Source organism: Streptomyces sp. NBC_00224 (assembly GCF_041435195.1).
Taxonomy (GTDB): Bacteria; Actinomycetota; Actinomycetes; order Streptomycetales; family Streptomycetaceae; genus Streptomyces.
The window spans coordinates 8,483,944-8,509,330 of sequence record NZ_CP108106.1; the positions used below are offsets into that span (position 1 = coordinate 8,483,944).

Below are 25,387 nucleotides of genomic sequence, written 5' to 3' on the forward strand. Positions count from 1 at the left end.
CACCGGCCTCATCTGCGCGCCGACATGACACCCGGGAGACGGCCGGCAATACGCTGGTGTGCCCGGCGGGTGGGGCCCACACTGGGGGCGTGATGCCAGCGGGGGATCGGTTGTGTGGCGGCCTGCGCGAGGTGTTGGTGCCGGGCGCCGGGGTCGAGGAGACGGGGGCGGCGCTGTCCCGGGTGATCGCGCCGGTGGTGGCGCATGACGCGTTGAGGTTGATGGTGATGAACCCGTCGCTGGGGGTGGGCGCCAGCGCGTTGGGGTTCTGGCACGGGTACGGGCCGGATCTCGGCCGTGAGCTGATGAGGGTCGGCAGCCGGGGCGCGGCCTTCCCCCAGCTGGCGCGCCTGGCGCGGCAGACCGTGCCGGTGGTGGCGGATCGCGGCCTGCGCGCGGGCTGGTACGACCGGCTGCTCGCCCGGTACGGGTTCGGTGAAGAGCTGTGCCTGGTCCTGCGGGATGGCCGCGGAGTGTGGGGACTGCTCGGCCTGAAACGGGCCGCGGGAGGGCGGCCGTTCGGCGCTGATGACACGCACCGCATCGCCGGCATCGGGCCGCCGCTGATCGCCGCGCTGCGCAGTTACGTGACCCAGGGGCCCGTCGCGCCCACGGGACAGCGGTACGAGCTGCCGCCCGGCATGCTCGTCGTCAGCGCCGAGGGTGAAGTCGCGGTGAGGACACCCCAGGCCCGGAAGTGGCAGAGTGTGATGGCGCGTCAGCAGGCGGCACCGGACTGGCTCATCGAATACTGCTTCGCTGCCTTGTCGTTCGAGGCCCGCGAGCATGCCCGCAACCCGAGCCGGCGTTACCCCAGGGTGTGCACACCCTTGCTCGGGTACGGTCAGTGGACCGCGTTCGAGGCCCAGCCGCTCGGCGACAACGGCGACATCGCCATCATGATCCAACGCGCCACGGGCACACTGCTGCTCCCCACGTTCTGCGACTGGCACAAGATCACCGCCCGGGAGCAGCAGGTCGTGCAGCACCTGCAGGACGGTTCCGCGCCCAAACAGATCGCCCGGCTCCTCGATCTGTCCGTACATACGGTCAACGACCACCTCGGCGCGATCTTCCGCAAGACCGGCGCCTGCGGGCGCGACGAACTGATGGCCGCCATCACCGCGTGATGCCCCGGGCTATCACGAACGTGGTGAGTTGCCTGAACGCCTGGGGCTACAACGCCGGAACCCCCGACGGGGTCGCCGGAACGCAAACCACCACCGCGTTCTGGAATTACAACGCCACGGGCTGCTGAGCCAACCCGGAGTGCCGCGTGGGTCTGGTCGGGCGGGGGCTGCTCGGCCACGGCCGGCACCGAGGACGGCCGGCGTCCTGCGAGGACCTGGTGCCGCATGTGAGCGGGGGTGGTGTCAGCGGTTGGCAGTCCGATCGCTGCGGTATTTCGGATCGCTCCTCAACTGAGCCGCCAGGGACGGATCTTCTCGGGGTTTCGCACCGCCCAGATACGCCTGACCCGGTCGCCCGCGATTTCGAACGCGAACACGGTCGCGATGTTGCCGTCCTGCTGCGCCACCAAGCCGGGCAGGCCGTTGACCGTGCACTCCAGGAACGTCGTACGGTCGCCCGACACACGGGCGATCTCGGCGTAGGCACGTGCGACCTGCTCACCGCCCACGATCGGGTGCAGGTGGGTGACGGCCAACCCGCCGCCGTCGGCGGTCGCGGTGGCGTCGGGGTCGAGCAGGCTGATCAGGGCGTTGATGTCCTTGGCCTCCCACGCCGTTTTGAACTGCCTGACGACGCCGGCCTGCCCGGTACTCGGGCCCGCAGGGGTCTGCGCCGTGCGGATACGACGGCGGGCGGACGAGGCCAGTTGGCGGCACGCCGCCGGAGTGCGGCCGACGATCTCGGCGACCTCGCCGAAGGGGTAGCGGAAGACGTCGTGCAGGACGAACGCGACGCGCTCGGCCGGGGTCATCGAATCGAGGACGACCAGGAAGGCCATCGTCACGGATTCGTCGAGGGTGACCCGATCGGCCGGGTCGACCCCGCCGACGCCGGAGCGCCCGGTGATCCACTCCGTGGGCTCGGGCAGCGGTTCCGGGATCCAGGCGCCCACGTACGTCTCCCGCCTGGCCCGCGCCGAGCCGAGCAGGTTCAGGCAGATGCGGCTGGCGACCGTCACCAGCCAGGCGCCGGGCGACGCGATGGCCTGCTGCTCCCGTGCGGACATGCCGTACCAGCGGGCGTAGGTCTCCTGCACGACGTCCTCGGCGTCGGCAAGGGACCCGAGGAGTCGATAGGCGAGGTTGATCAGCCGGCGCCGCTCGCTCATGATCGCGCTGAGGCCCGGATCGCTCTGATCGCCGCCGCGCTCGGTTGTAGTGGTCATGGTTTGGCCGTCTCCCTCGCTCGCTTCTGGCCTCTACCCGTTACGACAAGACAGCGCACCGGAATGTGACGCCGACGCGCCGCCTCACATTCCGCAGGGCTGCGTGGTCGTACCGGTGACGACGACAACAAGACGGACGGATAGGGGACTTCGATGAACGACTTCCAGGCCATCGCGGACCGCGTCGAGATCGAGGCGCTGCGCGGCGAGTTCACCGATGCGGCGATGATGCGCGACCGACCTCGCCTGGCGTCGCTGTTCACACCGGACGGCGCCCTGCGCATGCCCAACATCCCCGTCGAGCAGGTCGGCCGCGAGGAGATCCGTGCCGGGGGCGAGCGGTTGCAGAGGCAGTGGGACTTCTTCGTACAGACCACACACCCCGGCACGATTCTGCTCGACGGCGACACCGCGACCGGCCGCGCCTACATCCAAGAACTCGGGCGCGCCCTCGACGGCCGCCAGGGACTGAACTACGCCGTCTACCACGACCGTTACCAGCGCACCGCGGAGGGCTGGAAGTTCGCCGAGCGGGTGTACGAGGTGAGGTACCTCGACACCTCCCCGCTGGCGGGCACGGCGCCCCACGTGGCGCAGGGCCCCGGGAACAACCCGGCAGAGGCCACGGCAACCCCGGCTCCAGCCGCATCCTTCGCCGCCCCGGCATCGGCCGAACGACTGGAGCGGGTGGCCGCCGCGCTGCGTGCGGGCGGCTTCGCCGCCGAGATCCTCGACGACGCCGCGGCCGCGCGCGCCCGCATCAAGGACCTGGTCCCCGAGGGCGCCAGCGTGCTCACCGGGGCCAGCGAGACCCTCCGACTGTCCGGCATCGACGAGGACATCAACGCCGGCGGCCGGTACGACGCCATCAGGCCGCGCGTCCTGGCCGTCGACCGGGCCACCGGCGCCGACGAGATCCGAAGGCTGGTCGCCGGCCCCGAATTCGTCGTCAACAGCGTCGCTGCGGTCACCGAGACCGGCTCGCTCGTGCTTGCCTCGGCCAGCGGCAGCCAACTCCCTGCCAACGCGGGCGGCGCCGCCCACGCGGTCTGGATCGTCGGCGCGCAGAAGGTGGTGCCTGACCTGAGCACAGCGCTGCGCCGCGTAGAGGAGCACGCCCTCCCGCTGGAGAACGCCCGCGCCCAGGCGGTGTACGGGACGCCCAGCGCCGTCAACCACCTGCTCATCCTGAACGCGGAATCCCGCCCAGGGCGCGGCACCGTGCTGCTTCTGCGAGAAGCCATCGGATACTGACCCGGGCTTCCAGGGTCCGTTTGACTCGCGGGCTCAGAGCCAGTCATGGATGGCGGCGATCCGGACGGTGACTTCGTAGTGGGCAGGGGGGTGGACGCGGCTGGGGAACAGCGGGACTCTCGGCTGAGAGGGCCCCGGCGCCTCAGCCGCCCTCGCGGCTATGTCGGGGCGAGGACAGGGGGCGTCGATGCCCGAGCAGACTCCAGCAATCACCGATGAAGCCCTGGCCCAGGCGATCAAAGACTTGGAAGGCCTCGCCCAGGCTGAATACGGCATGACCCTGGACGAGTTGTTTGCCGATGACACCCCGGTGAAGGGCCATACCACCGCCGAGAACAGGGGTGTGCGCGAGACGCGCGACGCGGTGTGGCGCGTCGGGCGGCTCATTGGGATCACTGTCAAAGAGCCCTTCGCCGACCCGGTGGATCCCCGGGTCCGACCGCATTCACAGACCCCTGAGCTCAGGAACTGGTCGTCGCAGACCGGGGCGAGCCGGGCCTGGGTCCTCACGCCTCCCGAGACCCCACACCCCGAACTGTGGCAGTACCGGCTTCTTGAGGGGTTTCTACGCCTGGAAAAACCGATAGGCGAGTTGGACTGGCTGCCACCGAAGATGGAACCCGAGGTCGCACGGGTTGCCATGTTCTTGCGCGAAGCACAGAGTGAGCGGGGTTTGTTCCGGGCGATCACCCTGGGCGCCCGGAGGTATCTGTGCAAGAACGACACGGAGGTTGGGGCCGCGGTGGCAAGCGCCGTTGGAGCGCCCGCTGTGAAGGGGCGTATCACGGTGGCGCCCGCGCAGACCCTTGCCCAAGGCGGCTTCCAGTCAGCCGCGCAGGCGATGGCGATTGCCGTCCCATGGCTCGATCCGACGATGGTTCCGCTCATCGCCGGCCTGCTCCTGGTCATCGTCGCGAGAGGCCTGGACGTCTACTGCACTCGCGTCCTGCCGGCACCAATAACCTACGTGGCGGAAACCTGAGTGCTCGTCGGTGAGGTGTGTGAGCAGTTCAATCACCGTCCAGTGGACGTCCAGTCCTGCCGAATAGCTTGTGGTCGCCGGCTGATGGTCCGCCAAGCGGACCGTGCCGCAATCCCTATACCGCGCCACACGCTCACCGGGAGGAACAACCCATGAAAGCTGGAATCAAGAAGAGGATGGCCGCGGCCGTCGCGGGCGCGACCGCCGTGGCGGCACTCGCTGTGGGAACCCCGAGCGCCAGCTCCGCCGCGACCCCCAGCCTGCGGGCATTCGGGATCTCAAGTGACGGCACGTTAATGGCCACGTTCACCACCGACAGACCACAGGTGCTCGACTGGTTCCGGCTCGTCACCGGGCTCAGCGGCGACACCGCCCTGATCGGGATCGACTTCCGCGTGCAGGACGGCCTGATGTACGGCGTCGGCAACAAGGGCGGCATCTACACGATCAAGACCCCGCCCGCGACACCGGATGTGGTGGTCACCAAGGTCTCCCAGCTCAGTGTCGCGCTGTACGGCACGAACTTCGGGGTCGACTTCAACCCCGCGGCCGACCGGCTGCGTGTGATCAGCGACAACGGCCAGAACCTGCGGCACAACCTCGCCAACCACTCCACGACCGAGGACACCGTCCTGACCACCCCGCCCATCAACGGGCCGACCAGGGGCGTCACCGCCGCCGGTTACACGAACAACGACTTGGACCCGAACACCGCGACCACGCTGTTCGCCATCAACACGCCCCTGGACCAGGTCGTCATCCAGTCGCCGGCCAACAACGGCACGCTGGCCCCGACCGGCAACCTCGGCCTGGATGCCGGCGCCAACGCGGGCTTCGACATCCACACGGACCTGACCAACGGCAGGGCGACCTCGCTCTCGGCTTTCGCCACGCTCACTCCGGCGGGCGCCTCGACGTCGACGCTCTACACCGTCGACGTGCTCACCGGGTCCCCGGTCAGCGTGGGGCAGTTCCCGGTGGCCATCACCGACATAGCCATCGCACTCGACACGAACTGACACCCCGATCAGTAACGGTGAGCCCCCCACTCACCCCCGGCGGGCTCACGGGTGGCAAGGGCCTGGCGGGCGCGCTCGGCGCCCGCGCGGGCGCGGGCCAGCTGGTCGTGCTCGACGGTGCCGGCCGCGACCGTCGCGGCGGTGGAGTGGTGGACGAGTGCCTCGTCGTAGTGGCCGCCGCCGTGGAGTGCCTCGGCGAGACCGTTGAGGGCGGAGGCCTCGCCGTAGCGTTCCCCGTTCTCACGGAACAGTTCGAGGGCGCGCCGATGGTGATCGGCCGCGGTCCCGAACGCCCCCTGCTCCAGCCTGATGTCACCGAGGCCGGACAGCGCGTACGCCTCGCCGCCGTGGTGCCCGAGGAGCCGGAAGAGGGCGAGGGCCTGCCGCTGGTGATCGGCCGCCTCCTCGTACCGGCCGAGCCGCAGGAGGGCGTTGCCGAGGTGGGAGAGGGTGCGCGCGCGGCCGATCCGGTCACCGGTCAGATCGTGCAGGGCGAGGGCCTTTCGTTGGTGGTCGGCCGCCTCCTCGTACTGGCCGAGGCGCAGGCAGACGTTGCCGAGGTTGGTCAGTGTGCGTGCCTGGCCAACCTGGTCCCCGGTCTCCCGGTAGAGGGTGAGGGCTTGTTGATGGTCGCGTGCGGCGTCGCGGAGGCGGCCCAGCCGCCAGTGGAGATTGCCGAGGTTGGACAGGGTCCTGGCCTGCCCCTTGCGGTCCTCCGTCCGCCGGTGCAGCCCCAGGGCTCGTACGAGGTGGTCCGCGGCTGGTCCGGCGTCGGCGAGCCGCCAGTGCGCGACACCGAGGTTGGTCAGAGCATGGGCCTGGCCCCTCAGGTCACCGGTCGCCTCGGCGGCGCTCAGGGCGTGGCGGTGGATCTCCAGCGCCTCGGTGTGGTGACCGGCGTCGAGGTGGCGGAAGAGGAGGGCGGCCAGGCGTACGGCGTGCCCGGGGCTGCCGCGGTCCGCGGCCACCGCGCAGATGGCGGCCAGGGTGGGGCGCTCGGTGTCCAGCCAGGCCCGTGCCGCGTCCGGGTCGTCGGCGATGGGAGGGGCGTACGCCGGTGGCGCGACAGTGGGTCTGTGGTGCCGCTCTGCGGGGTAGAGGGCGTCCATGGCGGCGGCTGCCGTGCTCAGGTAGTGGTCGAAGAGACGGGTGAGCGCGGCCTGCCGATCGGCCTCGGAGTCATGCGTACGGGCCAGGCGGTACGCGTAGGCGCGCAGCAGGTCGTGCGTGCCGAACCGGCCGGGCCGGGCGGGCTGCAGGAGGTGGGCGCGGGCCAGCAGCGCCAGTGTCCTGGCGGCCCGGGCCGGGCCGTCACCGACGACGGCCGCCCGCTCCTCGCCCGGCGGGTGGCCTGGCCCCTCGCCCGATCCCGGTGTGTCGCCCAGCAGGGCGGCGACGGCGTGGGCGTCGGCCTCCGGGCCGGGGTGCAGGCTCAGCAGGCGGAAGGTGCGGGCGGCGGGGGCGAGCAGATGCTGGTACGACCAGGAGAACACCGCCTCCACCGCCGCGCGTGGGTCGCCGCCCGCGTCCAGCAGATCCAGTCGCCGCTGCAGGTCGGCCAGCTCCGCCACAAGGTCCCCCAGCGGCAACGGCGGGCGGGCGATGGCGAGTTCGGCCGCGACCCGGAGCGCCAGCGGGAGCCGTACGCACTGGTCGGCCAGGGTGGCGGCCGGCCCCGGTTCGATGTCGACCCGCGCGCCGACGAGCGTCCGCAACAGGGCGACCGCGTCGGGCAGCGCGAGCGGGCCCAGCCCGATGCGGCGGGCGCCGTGCAGAGCCACCAGGCCCGCCAGGCTGTCCCGGCTGGTGACCACGACCGCGCAGGACGGCGAGCCGGGCAGCAGCGGGCGGACCTGCTCCTCGGACAGGGCGTTGTCAAGGACCACCAGCATGCGCCGGTCGGCCATCTCGGTCCGGTACCGGCTCGCGCGGTCGTCGACGTCGGGCGGGATGGCGTCACCGGCCACCCCGAGGACGGTGAGGAACCGGGTGAGGGCGTCACCGGGCGGCATGGGGTGGTCCAGGTCGTAGCCGCGCAGGTTGACGTAGAGCTGGCCGTCGGAAAACCGGTGCCGCGTCCGGTGCGCCCAGTGGACGGCCAGCGCGGTCTTGCCCACCCCGGCCGTGCCGGAGACCACCGAGACGGCCATCGCCGTCGGACTTCCGCCCGCCCTGCTCAACAGCCGGTCGAGGGCTGACAGTTCCCTGTCCCGGCCGAAGAAGTCGGGCACGTCCGCGGGTAATTGCGCGGGGAGCGCGCTGACACCCACCGGGACTGGGCCGGAGACCGCGTCCCCGCCGGAGACATGCCCGTGGCCGTGGCCGGGGCCATGGTCGGGAGTCGGAGCGCGAGGACGCCCGGTGCGGCGGCGCAGCACGGCCGCATAGGCCTCGGACAGTTCAGGGCCGGGGTCGACACCGAGCTCGTCGGCCAGTCGGCGGTGGCTTCGCCGGTAGACGGCGACCGCCTGGTCGCGTCGGCCGACGGTCTCGTACGCCCGGATGAGTCGGGCCTGGGCGTCCTCATCCAAGGGCTGCGCGGCTGCGGCCTCCTCCAGGACGGGGAGCACGTCGGCGCTCCTTCCCGCCGTGATCATGGCTTCGCCGTACTGGGCGATCACGCCACGACGCTCCCCGGCCAGTGCGACGAGCATCGGGTGAGCGGCGAGGAACGGCAGGTCGGCGAGGGGCGGTTGCTGCCACAGCCCGACCGCGTCGGCCAGCAGCGCCGCGGCCCGCTCCTGGCCGCCGTCCCGCCGTGCGGTCTCCGCCGCGGTGACCAGGCCTCGAAAACGCAGCAGATCGATGGCGCCGTACGGAACGCGCAGCGCGTAGCCGTCGCCGAGCCGGGGCAGCACCGCGCTGGGGGCGCGCGGCTGCCGCCCGGGCTCCAACAGTCGGCGCAGGTGCTTGATGTGGGTCTGGATGACGTTTGTCGCGGTCGCCGGCGGCCATTCGCCCCACAGGGCGTCCGCGAGTCCGGAGTACGGCAGTTGCTGTCCACGGGACACGGCCAGCAGGGCGAGGATCGCGCGGCGTTGGGGCGAACCGAGGGGGAGGCGTGTGCCGTCCCGCCAGGCGCAGACCGGCCCGAGTACCTGAACGTGCATGAGCTTCCCCGCCCCGCCGTTTCATGATTCCCTCACCTTTCCCTTTCTCTATCGCCATCAGAGGTCTATCCGGAAGGCCCATTCCGGCCCACTGCGGCACTGCGGCTCCCTTGAACTGGACGACCTCCACACTGCGCGACAGTTCGAGCCATGTTCGGTCATCTTCGGCTATGGCTCCTCCGAACAGGCGGCGCGATGCTGGTAAGCGTCCGGTGCGGCGACGGCGGGGGAGGGGGCTCCGGTGAGCATGGCAGCGGGGTCGGTGGTCGTGGCGATGGCCGAGCAGCATCGGGGCGCGTCAAGCTCGCCCGCTGCCGCGAACTCCACAAGGCCCTCGTAGTCGTCCGCGAAGGCGACGCTTTGGAGTAAAAGCTGGCATCTCGCGAATGGTTCGGCATCTTGACAGCGGCCCTTGGGTCGCGGGACAGGGGGGATCGGGTGGGAGCGCTGGAGCGGTTGGAGCCGCAAGACCCTCGGCAGGCGGGACGCTACCGAATCGTGGCACGGCTCGGCTCCGGCGGCATGGGGCAGGTGTACTTGGCGCGCTCACCCGGCGGGCGTCTGGTCGCGGTGAAGGTGGTACGTCCGGAGCTGGCCAGGGACGCCGACTTCCGGCGCCGCTTCGCCCGCGAGGTCACCGCCGCCCGGCGGGTCAACGGTGCCTTCACCGCGGGCGTGGTCGACGCCGACCCGGACGCCTCCCCCGCCTGGCTGGCCGTCGTATACGTACCAGGTGTTTCGCTGGGCGAGGCGATCTCTGGGCACGGCCCCTGGTCGGCGCAGCCAGTACTCGCTCTGGGCGCGGGTCTGGCCGAAGCCCTGGAGGCGATCCACGCGGCCGGGGTTGTCCATCGAGACCTGAAACCCTCCAACGTGCTTCTCGCTGCCGACGGCCCGAGGGTGATCGACTTCGGCATCTCGGTGGCGAGCGAGGACAGCGTGCTGACCCACACAGGCATGACGATCGGCACTCCTGGCTTCATGTCCCCAGAACAGCTCACCGGCCAGCAGGTCGGACCGGCCAGTGATGTCTTCGCCCTGGGCGCGCTGTTGGCTTATACCGCCACTGGAGTCGGCCCGTTCGGCACCGGCACCCCGCACGCCCTGCACTTTCGCGCCGTATACGAACAGCCCAGCCTGGCCTCGCTCTCACCCGAACTGCGCCCTGTGGTGGCCGCCTGCCTGGCCAAACAGCCCGACCAGCGCCCCACTGTGGACGCCCTGCTCAACTGGCTGACCACGGTCGGCGGCTGCGACAAGGGCGATGAGACGGCCGCCGCCACGCTGCTACTCACTGAGCCCGGTTGGATGCCCGACCGGATCGCCCGGCTCGTACGGGAACACTCTGATACATCCCCACCCCCGACTCCACCCCCCACTCCACCCCCGCCTCCGCCGGGCCAACCTCCCGTACTTCCCAACGCTCCCGCACCGCCACCTGTACTGCACCAGGCACCCACGCAGATCGCGGAGCCGTCTGGCCCGGTCCTGTCCTCTCCTGCCTCCGCCGCCAGTGGATCCGACGTGGCAGAGCAGCCGAAGGGGGCGACCGACCAAGCGCGCGACCGTGCACCGGCCGATGCCGAGTCCCTCGGCACTCCCCGTCCAAGGCCGGAACCACGCCATCGGCGTGTGCCACCGCTGGTGGCCGCACTGGGGGTTGCCCTGGCAACCTCAGCGATCGTGGTACTCGCGGTCTTTCTGGGGGAGACCGGTTCCGATGGCAAGGGCGGCGAGTCTCCCGGGCAGGAGCAGACGGGCTCGTACTCTCAGTCCTCTGAGTCCTCTTCCCCCTCCGACTCCTCGACGAGCACGACAGAGCCCTCTGGTGTCGGCCCCGTGAAGTTCGCCAAGCTGCCCAAGGCATGCAAGACGATCACCGAAGGGACGCTTGAGCAGTTGGTGCCCGGTGTGACGGACAGGAACGGCACGGCCGACACGAGCAACACGGCCGACCGCGCCCGCTGTTACTGGAGCGGAAGAGATAACACCGACCACTTCCGCTTTCTCTCGGTTGCCCTGTGGCGCTACGACTCCGACACACGCAGCGGCGAGAGGCACGCCGAGGACACCTACACGAACGTTATCGCCGACGTCCGGACAAGTACCGCCGCCTGGAACATCAAGACTGAGCCCGTGTTCGACATCGGCGACCAGGTAACCGCCATCAGCTCCGACTCGAAGACCAACGACCACAACTACAAAGACGCGACGCTCGTGGTCCGTACGGGCAATGTCGTGGTCAGGGTCTACGACAGTGGCACGGGCTTCGCCGGCACGCGCCCGCCCGACTCCGCGAGCATGGTGCGGGATGCGACGACAGCGGCGAAGGCCGCCATCGAATCGGTCGCCGATGCCAACAGGTAGCTCGGAGGCTGCGAGTACGACACCCGCACCGCAACAGCCCGTCTTGCCGCCATGGACGTCGCCGAGGGGCGGGCCGTGTGAACCCGCCCGAACGTGTACCCCCTAGGCTGGTGCCCGCCACTTGGCGGATCTTGGACAGTGCGACGAACGGAGCGTGACAGGTGACGGGGGCGAACGGCGCGGAGCTCGTCGGAGAGGTTCTGGGCGGGCGATACCGCGTGACCGCGATGATCGGGCGCGGTGGCATGGGTGTGGTCGCCCGGGCGGTGGACCAGCTGCTGAACCGCGAGGTCGCCGTCAAGGTCCTGCGGGCCTACACCGACGCTTCCCCGGCCGAACTGGCCGATCTGCGGGTCCGGATGCAGCGGGAGGCGCAGGCCGCCGCCCGTATCCGGCACAGCGGTGTGGTCACCGTGCACGACGTGGTCGAGGAGCAGGGGCTGCCGGTCATCGTCATGGAGCTGGTCGACGGGCCCTCCCTCGACGACGTGCTGGCGGAGCGCGGCCCGCTGGACCCGCGCGAAGCGGCCGCGATCGGCGCCAAGCTGATGGACGCGCTCGACGCGGCACACCGGGCCGGGGTCCTCCACCGGGACGTCAAGCCCGGCAACGTACTGCTTGAGCGTGGGGGTACCGCCCATGCCGAAGGCTATGGGGGAGGCCGTGTCGTGCTCACCGACTTCGGTATCGCCACCATGGAGACCGCCGGCGATGAGGCCCTGGCCAAGCTGACCCAGAGCGGTCAGATCGTCGGCTCCCTCGACTATCTGCCGCCGGAGCGAGCACAGGGCCGGGAGCCGGGTGCCGCGTCGGACATCTGGGCGCTCGGCATGACGCTGTACGCGGCCGTGGAGGGCTCTTCGCCCTTCCGCCGTACGTCGGTGTGGTCCACGCTGGCGGCGATCGTCGGCGAACAGCTGCCGGAGCCCCGGCGAGCCGGACCGCTCACCACGGTGCTGCAGGCGCTGATGGCCAAGGACCCGCTGCAGCGGCCCGACGCCGGGCAGGCGCGCGAGATGCTGGAGGCGGTCGCCGGGGGCAGGACGGTGGACCTCGCGCCGGCACCGGCCCTCCAGCCCGTCACTTCGCCGGCCTTCGGTCCCGCCGCCGCGCCGTTCTCCCAGCCCGCCCCCCAGCCCGTTGCCTCCTACACGCCGACCGACGCCTTCGGCACCCCTCCGCCGTCGGGCATGGCGCCTGGCATGTCCGCCGGTCACGGCAGCCGTTCCGAGACCCGTGCCACGACCGTCCGCGCGCGGCGCCGCACCCGTACCGTCGTCGCGGTGGCCGCCGCCACCGTCGTCACCTGCGGCGGAGTCGCCTACGCTCTGGTGGACATGGGGGGCGACGCGGGCAGTGGGGCGAACCCGGCGCTTTCCCCGGCGAGTACCCCCGCCGACGGTGACATGTCCGGCACGACCGACGGCCCGACCTCCCCGGGAGACCTGACGCGCATAGGCCCCAGCGCGACGCCGTCCAGCACTCCCTCGAAGAAGGGCGGGGACCGAGCGACAGGTCCCACGCCGAAGCCCGGCAACAGCGGAGGCGGGTCGGCCGTCGACCCGTCCAACTCGACGAAGGCAAAGCCCAGTTCCACGGTGAAGGAGCCCGTCCCGGTGTCGACGGCGTGCACCGGCTGGGCCCACTCGAACCGCAGCGACGGCTACGGTTACGCGTCCCAAAGCACCCACCTCTACACCGGGCCGTACGCGGCATGCTCCTATGTGACCGCGGTCAAGTCCGGAGTGAAGGTCTACTACCACTGCTACGTCGCCAACGCCCAGGGCAACAAGTGGATCTACGCCCGCATCCAGGGCACGAACACTGAAGGCTGGCTGTTCAGCGACAAATCCACCCTGGCGGGCGGCACACTCGCCAGCTGCTGAGGCTGATCCGCAATTCACCAGAGGGTGCGTTGCGGGTCGCGGCCGGGGCGGTTGTGCATCTGCTGGCCACCGCCATCGAGGAGGGCCGGGATCTGTCCTCGATGACGGCATCCTGGCCAACACGGCTTACCGTCTGCTGGTGGCCCGACGGCCTGGCCTCACTTCAGGTGCCGGGTGAAGAACCGGGCCGCGACGTCCCCCGCGAACTGCGGGACGCCGGTGTGCCCGCCCATGTTGGCGTGCAGGGACTTCTCCTTGGAGCCGAAGGCGTCGAACAGGTCCAGGGCCGCCTGCCGGTCGTTGCCTTCGTCGTCCCACTGCAGCAGGACGTGCAGCGGAATGGTGACCTGCCGGGCCTCCTCGAACAGGGCGCGGGGCACGAAACTCCCGGCGAACAGAACGGCGGCCGAGATACGCGGCTCGACCACCGCCAGCCGGATGCCGATGGAGATCACTCCGCCCGAGTACCCGACCGGGCCGCAGATCTCGGGCAGCGAAAGGAGGGCGTCCAGGGCGGCCTGCCATTCCGGGACCACCTTGTCGACCAGCGGGAGGATGAGGGCGTCGACGATCTCGTCGCTGACTGGCTCGCCGGCTTCCATCGCCCGGCGCAGATCGGCGCGGGCCTGCTCGGCGGCGGGCCAACGGGGCCGGTCGCCGCTTCCGGGGAGCTCGATGGTGGCCGTGGCGAAGCCATCCGCCGCGGCGTGCCGAGCCCGGGCCACCAGCCGGGGGTACATCTTGCGCAGCCCGAGCGGGGGGTGGCCGAGCAGGATCAGCGGCGCCGGTGCGGATGCGGACACGGGAGTCCACAGGATGCCGGGGATCTCGCCGAGGCTGAATTCGCGTTCGAGGACGCCGTCGTCGAGACGCTGTTCAGAAGTGAAATGCATGGTCGTGCCTTTCGGGAGTGCACGGAACGGCGCTCCCGGACGACCTATCGCCCGACCGTGGCCCCGGAGGGGAGCACCCATGTCGATACTGCGTTCACGGGTACCACCTCCTCGTTCTCTCGCACGGCCACCGAAAAAGTAGCAGTGGTCGCCGTGGTCCGCCAACGGGTTTTTGCGGAGGCTCCGTGGCCGGATGCCACGGCGCCGCTCGCATCAATCCCCGTTATCGACGCGGCGCCGCTCCTTGAGTGGACCGTCATGTGTATCACTGCTCAAGCCGGTGATGGCGTACGGATAAGTCTGCGGCAACCCGGAGTGCACCCGCACCTACATCGACCGTTCACGGGGCATGCGTCGGCAGTGGTGTGGCATGGAGTCCTGCGGCAACAAGATCAAGGCAGCCGCGTACCGCGCCCGCAAAAGGACCGACCCCGCACCGGCCCACTGACCCGATACATTGACGCTGCGACGCGGTTCACGCTACGAGCAGGCGGAGGCCGAGATCTGCCGCGTCGAGGTCGGCGAGGTCGCGGTTGCGCTCGGCCCATCGGCCGGAGTCGAGGTCGTCGCTGAGGCTTCGTACCGCCCGCTGTTCGGCCTCCGGCCCGACCCTCGTCCACACCGACATCGCACGGCGCACGCGATCCTCCAGATACGCCCCCGGTCGGCGCCAGTACGCCTCGAACAGGCCGTCAGCACAGTCCCACGGGACGGGCACCGGCTCAGCGCGGGCGCCGATCGCGTCGGTCATCCCGGCAAGCGAGGGAAACTCCGCGAGGACGGCGGGGAACTCGGGCAGGTAGTCGCGGGTAAGCCAGAACCGGTCCTGCCATCCGGGCTCGTCGGTGTCGAACGTGAGCACCACCACGCGGCGGGCCACGCGCCGCATCTCGCGCAGCCCCGCTATCGGGTCCCCCCAGTGGTGAACGGTGGAGACGGCCATCGCGACGTCGAAGGAGTGGTCCTCGAACGGCAGGCTCTCCGCGGCGGCGGCCACGCATGGCGCCGAGCCGACAGGCCGCTGCTCCCGCATGACCGCCGATGGCTCCACCGCGGTCACGTGGCGATCAGCAGGCTCGTAGGAGCCGGTGCCGGCCCCGACGTTCAGCACCGTCCGGGCGTCCCCGAGCGCGTCCCAGATCTGCGCGGCGATCCGCGGCTCGGTACGCCGTGTCGCGGTGTAGGCGCCGCCGATCGCGTCGTACAGCCGTGCACCGAGCATCTCCAGTTGCTCCTCCGGTGTCACCTTCAGTCCCTTCGCCCGTGCCTCAAGTTCCCTGTCGATGGCCGCCACCATGGCGTCAGCGCGATCACGCCGCTCCAACAGCAGGCCGCGCAGTCGGCGCAAGTGCGCGACCGCGTCGGTGGACGGGTCACCGACCAGTTCCGCGACCTCCCGCAGCCCGAAGCCCAACCGTCGATAGGCGAGCACCTCCCGCAGCCGCTCCACGTCGCCCGCCGAATAGGCCCGGTACCCGGCCGCGGTCCGTGCCGACGGCCGAACGAGCTTGATCTCGTCATAGTGATGCAGCGTGCGGACGCTCACGCCGGCCAGCTCGGCCACGCGTCCCACGGTCCAGTGATCTTCCACGGCACCGACTATGCAGCCTGACGCCACGTGAGGGTCAAGAGCCTCACTCACAGCAGCAAGAGAATCCGAATGCCTGGTTGTGAGAGCGAGCCGGCATCGTGGTGAGGGGTTTGGGCTTGGTCTCGGTCATGCGGTGGTCGCCGTGAGGGCTGCCGCGAGGAGTGCTTGGGGACCGTCCAGTGTGCTGCTGTGCAGGGCCTCGGTGCGGTGTACCAGCCGTGGTGCGGCGAGGGGGACCGCGCTGATGCCGGGTATGCCGTCGATGGATTGCTGGGGCAGTAGCGCGAGCCCGTGTCCTGCGGTGATGAGTGCGATGAGGCCGCGCACGTCGGCTCCTTCGTAACGCAAGGACGTGCGGTAGCCGTCGGAGCCGCTCACGGTGCGCAATTGCGAAAGCGAGACGGCGGTGTCGGGTGCGTCGATCCATCGGGCGTCGGCGAGATCGACCAAGCGCAGACCGGCTCGGCGGCTCAGCGGGTGCTGAGCGGGGAGTGCTACGGCCAGAGGCTGTTCGGCGATGGCCATCGCCGTGAGCGGGCCGATGTCGGGGAGGTGGAGCGGGTCGTTGGGGGCGGCCACGCCGTCGATCAAACCGAGGTCCAAGGTCGCGGTCGCGACTTCGCGTGGGATGGCCTCGCGGCCAAGGACACGCACCGTCACCTCCAAGCGGGGGTGCGTCTGGCGCAGGTCGGCAAGCGTCCGGGTGAACAGTGAGCTCAGGGCCGGCGGGGAAGCCCCGATGACGATGCGGGCGGCGGGTGCCGCGGTCAGGCGTGCGATGTCCGCGCGGGCGGCGTCCAACCGCAGCAGCAGCGGCTCGGCGTGCTCCAGCAGCCGGACGCCGACGTCAGTCGCAGCGACCGGGCGCCGTAGCAGGAGGATCGCCCCGAGGTCGTTTTCGAGTGCGGCGATGTGCTGGGAGACGGCTGACTGCGTGTAGCCAAGTTCGCGGGCCGCCTCGGAGAACGAACCGCAGCGGGTCACGGTCACGAACGTGCGGAGGAGGTGCGGATCCATGTCCATCAGTATCGCTAATGGAAGGGTCATGAATCATCGTTGGCGCTGTACTCGGTTGCCGGGTCAGGATGTTCGCATGTCTGAGCCTTTGAACATCTCGACAGCCCGTGTCGCGCTGGTGGGCGACCGCTCGCCCAGCGTCCGGGCCCACTCCCGCATCCCCGCTCTCCTCGACGCACTGGCCCGGCGCGACCAACTGGTCCTGGACGCGTACTGGATCCCGACCCAGGACGCGGAATCCGCTGACGCCCTCGACGGCTTCGATGCCATCTGGTTGGTGCCCGGCAGCCCGTATCGCAGCGAAGCCGGGGCGATCGCGGCGGCTCGCACCGCGCGTGAGCGGGGGATCCCGTTTCTGGGCACCTGTGGTGGCTTCCAGCACGCGGTACTGGAGTTCGCACGCGACGTGTGCGGGCTCTCGGGTGTCAATCACGCGGAGAACCGGCCGGAGGCGGACGACCTGCTGATCGTCCCGCTGGCATGCTCCCTGGTCGGCCACGAAGGCGTGGTCAACGTGGAGAGGGGATCGTTGGCGGAGCGTGTCCTGGGAGCTGAGCGGACCGTCGAGCGCTACCACTGTTCGTATGGCACCAGCCCGGACTACCTGGATGTGCTGCGTGCGCACGGACTGCGCTTCAGCGGCGTCGACGAGGCGGGCGAGGTCCGGGTCGCCGAGTTGCCGGACCACCCGTTCTTCCTCGCCACCTTGTTCCAGCCCGAACTCGCGGGAGACGGCACCCGGCCCCACTCGATCATCCGGGCGCTGGCTTCCGCCGCGGTCGAGCATGCCGCCAAGGGCTCCGCACGGATGCTCACGTGAGCCGATCCGACTGAGCCTCGCGCATGGACACGGTGCCGGTGGCCTTGCGGGGGGCGACGCCGGCGGCCCAGTCGCCGGCGGATGCCGAGTTGGGAGTCGCCGATCGGACCCGGCGAGCGTGAGGGCAGGCCGACTTACCCCGTAGCTGCCGTGCTTCCTGGAGTCGAACGGCCAGCTGGGGAACGTTGCCGCGCCCTCCGCGACCCCGCTCGTCACGGCAGCCCCAAGGGTGCACTGAGGACTCCCAACTGCCGGGAATTGCTGCCGGTTTACCCGCGCTCTCTTCCCAAGCCATGTGACATGTGCAATTTTTCTGGCTGCGACCACCGCAAGTCGCGTTCAAGCCAACGGATCAGCACGGCCCGTGGGTCATCGAAGCCTGCACGGACACGCCCGTACGCACCGGGGCGGCCCGGAGGTCCCGGCAGCCCGCGGTACCCCCCCACCGCCGCGCGCGGCAGCGCGGCTTTCACTCCGCTGGGAGGCGGCACGTGAAGACCCCCTCATTACGACCAAGACGACGTCTCGGCGGCCTGCTCATACTCGCGCTCGCCCTGTGTCTGTCGATAGCCGTGCTCACCCCGGCCGGCCACGCCGCCGCGGTCGAGCACCGCGAGTCGGCCCCACGGCCCGCGGCAACGGCACACACCGCCCCGCCGCCGACCGGATCGGCGGCGACGGTGTCCGACCGCGCGGACGAACGCCGCACCCCGATCGACGCCACCCACCGGCCTCCGCAGAACCCGGTCCCGTCCCGCACCGCCCCGACGAAGCCGAGCCGTACGGACGGCCTGACCGCGGCCTCCTGCACCCCGGACGACTTCGGCAGCCGCAGCGGATCTGCCCTCGTGGCCTTCGTCCAGGCATCGACCACGGACTGCGTCAACACGCTGTTCGCCCTCACCGGCACCGACGCCCGCAACGCGTTCCGCGAAGCGCAGATGGTCACCATCGCCAACGCGTTCCAGAACACGGCACGGACCTACCCCGGGGACAACTCCACCCATGTGTGGCAGCTCGTGCTGTTCCTGCGCGCCGGATACTACGTGCAGTTCAACCACGCCTCCGACGTCGGACCGTACGGCGCGACCCTCTCCTCGGCGACCGAGGCCGCGCTGGACACCTTCTTCGCGTCGCCGCACTTCATGGACGTCAGCTCCGCCAACGGCGACGTCATGGGCGAGGTCATCACCCTGACGGACAGCGCCGACGAGCAGGCCCGCTATCTGAAGACGTACCAGAAGGTGCTCAACGGCTACAACAGCACCTACGACGCGTACTGGAGCATGGACGCCGCCGTCAACGACGTGTTCACCCCGATCTTCCGCGGCCACTGGAACCCTGCCTTCCTCAAGGCCGTGACCGCCGACCCCAGCCTCATCGACACGCTGGGCGCCTTCGCGCACAACCACCGCGACAAGCTGAACGACACCTGGTTCTACCTCGCCTCCAACGCCGGCACCGAGACCGCGCGCTTCCTCGACACCCCCGCCCTGCAGGCCAAGGTCAGGCCGCTGGCCAAGGGGCTGCTCGGCGACTCGGCCATCACCGGCGCGACAGCACCCCTGTGGGTCGGGGTCGCCGCCATGACCGACACCTACGACAAGGCCCAGTGCTCGTACTACGGGACCTGCGACTTCGTCGGCCGGCTCACGGCCGCCGCGCTGCCGATCACCTACCGCTGCGACGCCGCCCACACCTTCCGCGCCCAGTCGCTGACCAGTGCGGCCCTCACCGCGGCCTGCACCAGCCTCCAGGGCCAGGACGCGTACTTCCACGGCATCGTCAAGGACAGCGGGCCCGTCGCCGACGACCACAACACGAACATCGAGATTGTGACGTTCGCCAGCCCCAAGGACTACCGCACCTACTCCGGCTGGATCTTCGGCAACAGCACCGACAACGGAGGGGAGTACCTGGAGGGCGACCCCGCCGACCCGGCCAACCAGGCCCGCTTCCTCTCGTACGTCAAGAGCGTGGGCGACGGCTTCCCCGGCGACATCTGGAACCTCAACCACGAGTACACCCACTACCTCGACGGACGCTACGACATGGCCGGCGACTTCGAGGCCGGAGAGGCCGTACCGGACATCTGGTGGATCGAGGGCTTCGCCGAGTACGTCTCGTACAGCTACCGCGGCCTGCCCGACACCGAGGCCGTCGCCGACGCGGCCCAGCACACCTACGCACTGAGCACCCTCTGGGAGAGCACCTACGCCAACTCGGACCTGACCCGCACCTACCCGTGGGGCTACCTGGCCACCCGCTACATGATCGAGAAACACCCCGCCGACGTGCAGAACATGCTGGCCAAGTTCCGTGCCGGTGACTACGCCGGGGGATACGCGGTCTACCACACCGGCATCGGCACCCGCTACGACGCCGACTTCACCACCTGGCTCGACGCCTGCGCCGCCGGAGCCTGCGGCAGCACGGGCAACGGGCCCACCGCCGCCTTCGACGCGACCGTCTCCGGCCTGACGGTGAACCTCACGGACAGGTCCACCGACACCGGCAGCACCATCACCGCGCGCTCGTGGAACTTCGGCGACGGCACCACGTCAACGACGACCAACCCGTCCAAGACCTACACCGCCCCCGGCACGTACACGATCTCCCTGACCGTGACCGACGCCAAGGGCCTGACCTCCACCGGCACCAAGTCCGTGACCCTCAACGGCAATCAGCCGACCTGCACGAACGCCGACAGCCGCGTCCTGGACCGCAACTGCTCCCGCTCCGGCCGCTCGGCCAAGGCGGGGGACCTGGACTACCTGTACCTGTACATGCCGGCCGGCACCGTCACGCTGCGGATCACCACCGCCGGAGGCACGGGCAACGCGGACCTCTACTACAACCCCACCACCTGGGCGGGCCCTTCGGCGTACACCGCGCGCTCGACGAACACCGGAAACGCCGAGAGCATCACCGTCACCAACACCACGGCCGGATACCGGTACGTCAGCCTGTACGCGCAGACGGCGTTCAGCGGCGTCACGGTCACCACGGCCTACTGACGCGTCTCAACGCGGCCAGGCCCGGCAACTCGCTGTTCCTGCGCGACTGCCACTCCTGATCACCGACCCCCGGCCCTGGGCGCCCGTCTCCGGCGGACTTCGGTTCGCGGGAGACGGGCGCGCCCTGTTGCCGGTGCTCGCCTGCCCCTCAGAGCCGGGCCGCCAACTGTCTGTACCTACTGGTATGTACAATCGGGATCGCGATCTTGTCGATCCCGTATCTGGAGGACGTATGCCGCTCGTACGCATCGATGTGCTGAGCCGTGACAGCGGGCGGCTGACGGCCTTGGGGCGGGCGGTGCACGAGGCGTTGGGGGAGGTGATGGGTTTCCCGGACGAGGACCGGTTCCAGATCCTGACGGCACACGACGGCCAGAGCGGCGTCCTGCGGCACGGCACCTATCTCGGCGTGCAACGGGACGACGGCATCGTCTACGTGGCGATCACCCTGCGGGAGGGCCGTCCGGCCGCGCAGAAGCAGGCGCTGTACCGACGCATCGCCGAACTCGCCCAGGAATACGCCGGAACGGAACCCCGCAACGTGTTCGTGGTGCTGACCGAGAACGCCGACGCCGACTGGTCTCTGGGCAACGGCGAGGCCCAGTACCTCGCCTGACGCCCGGCCGACCGGGCCGCGGATCCAACGGGACCCAGCGGTGCTTGTCCTCGGTCAGAGCGTCGCCGTCGGGCGGTCGGTATGCTGCGCGCGTGATGATCGACGGGGTGGTGATGCGTGAGGTCTCGCCTGGGGACGCGGTGGGTCTGGCGGAGGCGTTGCGCCGCAACCGGGTGTCGATGCGGCCCTTCGAGCCGTACCGGCCCGAGGACTTCTACACCGAGCACGGCCAGCGCGAGAGGATCGGCGGACTGCTCGCGGAGCGTGAGGCCGGGCGACTGCGACCGTACGTCCTGATCGAGACGGCCACCGGCACGCCTGTCGGGGCCGTCAACCTCGGCAGTATCGCCCTCGGGCCGTTCCGCAGTGGCGGGCTCGGCTACTGGGTGGACCAGGCGTGGGCGGGCAGGGGACTGGCGACGGCCGCGGTGGAGGAGGTCTGCCGCATCGCCCGCGAAGAACTCGGTCTGCACCGTGTGGAGGCCGGCACCCTGGTCGACAACACCGCCTCGCAGCGCGTGCTCGCCAAGGCGGGGTTCGAGCAGTACGGCACCGCGCCCAAGTACCTGCACATCAACGGTGCTTGGCGCGACCACCGCCTCTTCCAGCGGCTGCTGCACGACGACCCGCCCACCGACTGACGCGGGGGCCTGGGCCGCTCACGGTCCGTCCGGCATACCTGGCTCGCCCGCCTCCGCAGGAGCGGCGCGGCCCAGGGTGCGGATCGCCGGGACCGCGAACAGTGCCACACAGCCCGCCAGGCAGGCGCCCGCCGACACCAGCAGCAGCCGCCCCGGGGCGACCAGTGAGGTGGCCGGCCCCGCCAGTATCTGGCCGAGCGCCATCCCGGACACCGAGCCGGCCTGCTCGTACGCCGTGACGCGGTTGAGCACCGCGGGCGGGGTGTGGGTCTGCACACTGGTCGCCCACATCACCGACCAGAACGCCCAGGCGCCGCCGCCCAGGACGTGGCCCGCCAGCAGTACGGGCAGGCCGGCGCCCAGTGCTACGCAGAGCGGCAGCCCGGTGTACAGCACCATCGCCGCCGCACCGGCGGCCAACGGCCGGGCAGGGCGCAGCCGCAGGGCCAGCAGGCCGCCGAGCACCGTTCCGACGCCGAGGAAGGAAACCGCCAGGCCGTAGGTGTTGGAGCCGTGCCGGGTGCTGATCAGCGTGGAGCTGAGCGGTACGAGGGGGCCGAAGAGCAGGACGCCGTAGCCCACCCAGATCAGGATCACCGCCCACATCCAGGTGCGTGCGCGGAACTCCTGCCATCCCTGGTGCAGGTCACGACGGAGCGAACGGCCGGTGCGGGCGGGGGAGTCGGGGCCGGCCGGGGCCTTGGTGGGGGCGTCGGCGGGGGCGAGCGGGATGAGGGCCAGGCACAGAGCGCTGAGCAGGAAGGTCCCGGCGTCGATGGTGTACACGGTCCCGGCGCCCGTCAGTGTGATCAGCAGTCCGGCCAAGGTCGGTCCGAGCAGTTGGGCGAGTGCGTCGGCCACCTTGAGTGTGCCGTTGGCCCGCTGTGGCTCGTGGGCGACCAGCGGGACCATGCCGTTCACCCCCGGCAGGAACATCGCCACGGCCGCACCGGCCAGTGCCGCCATGGACACCAGCAGCCAGAACGGCGGTGTCCCGACGAAGAACGCCGCCGCCAGTACCCCCTGGGTGAGCACCCTGGCCAGATCCGCGCCGACCATCATCCGGCGCGCGCCGAACCGGTCGGCGAACACCCCGCCGAACAGGACGAGGAGGACGAACGTCCCGGTCCAGGTGCCGAGGACGAAGCCGACGCCCGACACCCCGTACACCGCGCCGACGGCGAGCGCGGTGGCGACCGGCATCATGGCGTCGCCGACCAGCGAGACAGAGCGGGCGGTGAAGTACAGCGTGAAGCGCCGGTCCCACAACAGGGGGCGGGCGGTTGTCGGTTCGGGCCGGGCGGCCTGGTCCTGCGTCTGCGTGGTGGTCACCGGACATATATTGGACTGGACCAATCGCTCAACCCCAGTGTCCCGAACGACACGATGAGGTACTTTCCCGCCATGACGCTCCGCCCGCGGCCGAAGTCCGCTGCGCTGCACCGGGTCGTGGCCCTGCTCCAGCCCCCGCAGTCGACCTTCACGCTGGCCTGCGCGAGCGCGGTGTTCGGCGACCACGGCCCGGCGATCCCGGCCCGTTACGCCTTCGAGGTCTGCACCGAGCACCCGGGCCCGGTGCCCACCCAGGACGGCTACGACATGCTGGTCACCACGGGTCTCGACGCGTTGGAGCGCGCGGACACCGTGCTGGTCGCCGGATGGCAGCAGCCGCCGGGCACCGCGGTGTCGCCCGCTGTGGTCGCCGCGGTCCGCCGGGCGCACCAGCGCGGCGCGCGGGTCGTCAGTCTCTGCTCGGGTGCGTTCGTGCTCGCCGCCGCCGGACTGCTGGACGGCCGTCGGGCCGCCACCCACTGGGCCCGCGCCGCCGAGTTGGCCGCTCGGTTTCCGCGAGTCGGGGTCGACCCCGCGGTGCTGTACGTGGATCACGGCGACGTCGCCACGAGCGCCGGATCGGCGGCCGGTGTCGACCTCAGCCTGCACCTGGTGAGCGCGGACCAGGGCGCCGCGTACGCGATGCGGATCGCCCGGCAGATGGTGATGCCCCCGCACCGCGAGGGCTGCCAACTGCAATATGCCGAACTGCCGACCTCCGGACCGGTCACCGACTCGCTGGCCCCGCTGCTGGAGTGGCTGTCGGGACGGCTGGACCAACCCGTCAGCGTCGCCGACATGGCGCACCGCTCCCAGGTCTCACCCCGCACGCTGACCAGACGCTTCACCGAGCAACTGGGTGTGAGCCCCGGACGCTGGCTGCTGGACCGGCGGATCGCCGCTACCCGGGCGCTGCTGGAGGAGACCGACCTGCCGGTGGAGACCATCGCGCGCAAAGTCGGCCTCTCCTCGGCCGTCAACCTGCGCCGGCGCTTCCACGACGCCCTGCGCACCACACCTGCCGCGTACCGGCGGGCCTTTCGTGCGGAGAGGGCGGGGTAGGTACCCGCGGGTTCGGCGACGGGGCCGTGAGGCGAGTGCGGCCTGACGTCGCTCGTGCCACAACGGGCCGATCTCAGTGACGAGTTTGGCAATCACCTCGGGCGTGAGGCCCGTGATCCGCCGGCTTCGGATGATCGTGCACGTGCCCGGTTCCCCGCCGCACAGCTGTTTTCCGCCAGGTGGGGTCGGTGTTGGTCGCTTCTGGGCAATCCAAGGGCGAGATACGGCCACTTCTTTCAACAGCATCGCAACTGGGCGTCATCGTTCGTTTACATTCCGATCATGTCTGATACGCAGTACGTGCCGCAGTTGCCGCAGGAGGAAACCGCCTTGATTCGTGCGTGGCACAAGCGTGGCTATGAAGCCGCCCGGCAGGAGGCGGCGAGCGGTGAGCGGCTGGTGCGCTGTCTGGGGCTGGACCGCACGGTGGTGAACCGGCTGGAGCGCGAGCACGACGGCCGACTGGTGGAATACGTCGCCCACCGGCTGAGCCGGTGACACCCGTGTCGTCTCAGCGGGCGAACGACGCGGTGCTCATCGCCGGGGCCTACTCGGTCGACCTGGTCCTCACGGATCTGCGCGGTCCGGTGAGGGCGGGGACCGAGGTGTGGGCCGGTGGGCTGGACATGGTGCCCGGCGGGGCGTTCACCTTGGCGATGGGGTTGCACCGGTTGGGGCGCCGAGCGGTGTGGGCGGCCGATTTCGGCACCGACGTCTTCAGCCGTGAGGTCCTGGCGACAGCGCGCCGGGAAGGCATGGACGAGACGGGTTTCCGGCGTCACCAACACCCTGTGCGCAACGTGACGGTGGCTCTGTCCGATCGCCAGGATCGGGCAATGATCGCCTACGAGGACCCCGTCACGGCGCGTCCCCTCGCAGAGTTGATCGATGTATTCCGGCCGACGGTGGTGATGCTCCCCTTTCTCCAGTTCGGCCCGGACATCACCGGCGCCTTGGAGGCGGCCGCGCGGCACGGGGCCCGAGTGTTCATGGACTGCCAGGACTATCCCGGGCACATCGGCATGGACGAAGTACGCAAGGCGCTGGGGCAGGTGGACGTATTCGCGCCCAACGAGTCAGAAGCGCTGCGGGTGTCCCGGGCCGACACGGTCGAAGAGGCGCTTGCACTGCTTTCCGACCTGGTACCCACGGTGGTGATCAAGCGGGGACCAGCGGGAGCGATCGCCGCCGCGAACGGCCGTCGAGCACGTCAAGCCTCTCCCAGGGTGCCGGTAGTGGACACGACCGGGGCCGGAGACTGCTTCAACGTGGGCTTCGTGCACCGGTGGATGGACGGCCGCCCGCTTCACGACTGCCTGGCAGCGGGCGTGGCCTGCGGAGCAGCAGCCGTCACCGGACCGGGCTCCAGCAACGCGCTCAACGCCCCCGAGCTCGCTACATGGCTCACCCGGCTGCCGCACTGA

19 protein-coding genes and 1 pseudogene are annotated in these 25,387 nt (G+C 70.4%); 14 read left to right on the forward strand and 6 right to left on the reverse strand.

Translation table 11 applies throughout. From position 1 onward, the window contains the following. Positions 1-92 precede the first annotated feature (92 nt). Positions 93-1,130, forward strand: a complete 1,038-nt coding sequence (locus OG965_RS37930) for a helix-turn-helix transcriptional regulator (protein ID WP_371656627.1) — start codon at positions 93-95, stop codon at positions 1,128-1,130. A 287-nt stretch (positions 1,131-1,417) separates the two neighbouring features. On the opposite strand, the gene sigJ is transcribed toward OG965_RS37930, so the two are convergent. After that, entirely contained in the window at positions 1,418-2,356 is a 939-nt protein-coding gene (gene sigJ / locus OG965_RS37935) for an RNA polymerase sigma factor SigJ (protein ID WP_371656628.1), read from the reverse strand. Between the two features lie 153 nt (positions 2,357-2,509). Between sigJ and OG965_RS37940 the strand changes: the two genes are divergently transcribed. The 3 genes from OG965_RS37940 (at position 2,510) to OG965_RS37950 (ending at position 5,611) form a co-directional block, all read left to right on the forward strand. Then, complete coding sequence (locus OG965_RS37940; RefSeq protein ID WP_371656629.1) at positions 2,510-3,610, forward strand: nuclear transport factor 2 family protein; 1,101 nt, start codon at positions 2,510-2,512, stop codon at positions 3,608-3,610. A 187-nt stretch (positions 3,611-3,797) separates the two neighbouring features. Then, entirely contained in the window at positions 3,798-4,592 is a 795-nt protein-coding gene (locus OG965_RS37945; protein ID WP_371656630.1) for a hypothetical protein, read from the forward strand. Between the two features lie 152 nt (positions 4,593-4,744). Then, on the forward strand, positions 4,745-5,611 hold the full coding sequence (locus OG965_RS37950; RefSeq protein ID WP_371656631.1) for a DUF4394 domain-containing protein: 867 nt from the start codon (positions 4,745-4,747) through the stop codon (positions 5,609-5,611). An 8-nt stretch (positions 5,612-5,619) separates the two neighbouring features. On the opposite strand, the gene OG965_RS37955 is transcribed toward OG965_RS37950, so the two are convergent. Beyond that, positions 5,620-8,721, reverse strand: a complete 3,102-nt coding sequence (locus OG965_RS37955; protein ID WP_371656632.1) for a tetratricopeptide repeat protein — start codon at positions 8,719-8,721, stop codon at positions 5,620-5,622. Positions 8,722-9,219: 498 nt separating this feature from the next. On the opposite strand from OG965_RS37955, the gene OG965_RS37960 reads away from it, so the two are divergent. Together OG965_RS37960 and OG965_RS37965 are read left to right on the forward strand one after the other, a co-directional pair. After that, the gene (locus OG965_RS37960; protein WP_371656633.1) at positions 9,220-11,088 is read left to right on the forward strand and encodes a serine/threonine-protein kinase; all 1,869 of its coding nucleotides are present in this window, start codon (positions 9,220-9,222) and stop codon (positions 11,086-11,088) included. A 227-nt stretch (positions 11,089-11,315) separates the two neighbouring features. Continuing rightward, complete coding sequence (locus tag OG965_RS37965) at positions 11,316-12,974, forward strand: protein kinase (RefSeq protein WP_371657166.1); 1,659 nt, start codon at positions 11,316-11,318, stop codon at positions 12,972-12,974. A gap of 158 nt (positions 12,975-13,132) precedes the next feature. Here OG965_RS37965 and OG965_RS37970 read toward each other — a convergent pair whose 3' ends face one another. Then, positions 13,133-13,867 (reverse strand): dienelactone hydrolase family protein, encoded by a 735-nt coding sequence (locus OG965_RS37970; protein ID WP_371656634.1) that lies wholly within the window; start codon positions 13,865-13,867, stop codon positions 13,133-13,135. 301 nt (positions 13,868-14,168) lie between these two features. Here OG965_RS37970 and OG965_RS37975 point away from each other — a divergent pair. Then, positions 14,169-14,315: pseudogene (locus OG965_RS37975) on the forward strand (CGNR zinc finger domain-containing protein); the annotation flags it as partial. Positions 14,316-14,342: 27 nt separating this feature from the next. Here OG965_RS37975 and OG965_RS37980 read toward each other — a convergent pair. Both OG965_RS37980 and OG965_RS37985 read right to left on the reverse strand, forming a co-directional pair. Next, complete coding sequence (locus OG965_RS37980) at positions 14,343-15,440, reverse strand: methyltransferase domain-containing protein (RefSeq protein ID WP_371657167.1); 1,098 nt, start codon at positions 15,438-15,440, stop codon at positions 14,343-14,345. Between the two features lie 144 nt (positions 15,441-15,584). Then, the gene (locus tag OG965_RS37985) at positions 15,585-16,475 is read right to left on the reverse strand and encodes a LysR family transcriptional regulator (protein WP_371656635.1); all 891 of its coding nucleotides are present in this window, start codon (positions 16,473-16,475) and stop codon (positions 15,585-15,587) included. A gap of 76 nt (positions 16,476-16,551) precedes the next feature. On the opposite strand from OG965_RS37985, the gene OG965_RS37990 reads away from it, so the two are divergent. The 4 genes from OG965_RS37990 to OG965_RS38005 all read left to right on the forward strand — a co-directional run bounded on the left by OG965_RS37990 (position 16,552) and on the right by OG965_RS38005 (position 21,569). Then, the gene (locus OG965_RS37990; protein WP_371656636.1) at positions 16,552-17,295 is read left to right on the forward strand and encodes a hypothetical protein; all 744 of its coding nucleotides are present in this window, start codon (positions 16,552-16,554) and stop codon (positions 17,293-17,295) included. A gap of 491 nt (positions 17,296-17,786) precedes the next feature. Further along, entirely contained in the window at positions 17,787-20,312 is a 2,526-nt protein-coding gene (locus tag OG965_RS37995) for a collagenase (protein WP_371656637.1), read from the forward strand. A gap of 232 nt (positions 20,313-20,544) precedes the next feature. Beyond that, positions 20,545-20,928, forward strand: a complete 384-nt coding sequence (locus OG965_RS38000; RefSeq protein ID WP_371656638.1) for a tautomerase family protein — start codon at positions 20,545-20,547, stop codon at positions 20,926-20,928. Between the two features lie 95 nt (positions 20,929-21,023). Further along, on the forward strand, positions 21,024-21,569 hold the full coding sequence (locus tag OG965_RS38005) for a GNAT family N-acetyltransferase (protein ID WP_371657168.1): 546 nt from the start codon (positions 21,024-21,026) through the stop codon (positions 21,567-21,569). Between the two features lie 18 nt (positions 21,570-21,587). On the opposite strand, the gene OG965_RS38010 is transcribed toward OG965_RS38005, so the two are convergent. Next, complete coding sequence (locus OG965_RS38010; RefSeq protein ID WP_371656639.1) at positions 21,588-22,901, reverse strand: MFS transporter; 1,314 nt, start codon at positions 22,899-22,901, stop codon at positions 21,588-21,590. 72 nt (positions 22,902-22,973) lie between these two features. On the opposite strand from OG965_RS38010, the gene OG965_RS38015 reads away from it, so the two are divergent. The 3 genes from OG965_RS38015 (at position 22,974) to OG965_RS38025 (ending at position 25,387) form a co-directional block, all read left to right on the forward strand. Continuing rightward, on the forward strand, positions 22,974-23,963 hold the full coding sequence (locus tag OG965_RS38015; RefSeq protein ID WP_371656640.1) for a GlxA family transcriptional regulator: 990 nt from the start codon (positions 22,974-22,976) through the stop codon (positions 23,961-23,963). A 282-nt stretch (positions 23,964-24,245) separates the two neighbouring features. Further along, a complete protein-coding gene (locus tag OG965_RS38020; protein WP_371656641.1) occupies positions 24,246-24,461 on the forward strand; it encodes a hypothetical protein in 216 nt (71 codons plus the stop codon). Continuing rightward, entirely contained in the window at positions 24,458-25,387 is a 930-nt protein-coding gene (locus OG965_RS38025; protein WP_371656642.1) for a carbohydrate kinase family protein, read from the forward strand. The genes OG965_RS38020 and OG965_RS38025 overlap by 4 nt, the downstream gene beginning before the upstream one ends.

What these genes read in the sequence shown, in the direction of transcription:
- OG965_RS37930 (WP_371656627.1), top strand. Translation starts at nt 93, where the DNA reads ATGCCAGCGGGGGATCGGTTGTGTGGCGGCCTGCGCGAGGTGTTGGTG.
- sigJ (WP_371656628.1), bottom strand. Translation starts at nt 2,356, where the DNA reads ATGACCACTACAACCGAGCGCGGCGGCGATCAGAGCGATCCGGGCCTC.
- OG965_RS37940 (WP_371656629.1), top strand. Translation starts at nt 2,510, where the DNA reads ATGAACGACTTCCAGGCCATCGCGGACCGCGTCGAGATCGAGGCGCTG.
- OG965_RS37945 (WP_371656630.1), top strand. Translation starts at nt 3,798, where the DNA reads ATGCCCGAGCAGACTCCAGCAATCACCGATGAAGCCCTGGCCCAGGCG.
- OG965_RS37950 (WP_371656631.1), top strand. Translation starts at nt 4,745, where the DNA reads ATGAAAGCTGGAATCAAGAAGAGGATGGCCGCGGCCGTCGCGGGCGCG.
- OG965_RS37955 (WP_371656632.1), bottom strand. Translation starts at nt 8,721, where the DNA reads ATGCACGTTCAGGTACTCGGGCCGGTCTGCGCCTGGCGGGACGGCACA.
- OG965_RS37965 (WP_371657166.1), top strand. Translation starts at nt 11,316, where the DNA reads ATGATCGGGCGCGGTGGCATGGGTGTGGTCGCCCGGGCGGTGGACCAG.
- OG965_RS37970 (WP_371656634.1), bottom strand. Translation starts at nt 13,867, where the DNA reads ATGCATTTCACTTCTGAACAGCGTCTCGACGACGGCGTCCTCGAACGC.
- OG965_RS37985 (WP_371656635.1), bottom strand. Translation starts at nt 16,475, where the DNA reads ATGGATCCGCACCTCCTCCGCACGTTCGTGACCGTGACCCGCTGCGGT.
- OG965_RS37990 (WP_371656636.1), top strand. Translation starts at nt 16,552, where the DNA reads ATGTCTGAGCCTTTGAACATCTCGACAGCCCGTGTCGCGCTGGTGGGC.
- OG965_RS38000 (WP_371656638.1), top strand. Translation starts at nt 20,545, where the DNA reads ATGCCGCTCGTACGCATCGATGTGCTGAGCCGTGACAGCGGGCGGCTG.
- OG965_RS38005 (WP_371657168.1), top strand. Translation starts at nt 21,024, where the DNA reads ATGATCGACGGGGTGGTGATGCGTGAGGTCTCGCCTGGGGACGCGGTG.
- OG965_RS38015 (WP_371656640.1), top strand. Translation starts at nt 22,974, where the DNA reads ATGACGCTCCGCCCGCGGCCGAAGTCCGCTGCGCTGCACCGGGTCGTG.
- OG965_RS38020 (WP_371656641.1), top strand. Translation starts at nt 24,246, where the DNA reads ATGTCTGATACGCAGTACGTGCCGCAGTTGCCGCAGGAGGAAACCGCC.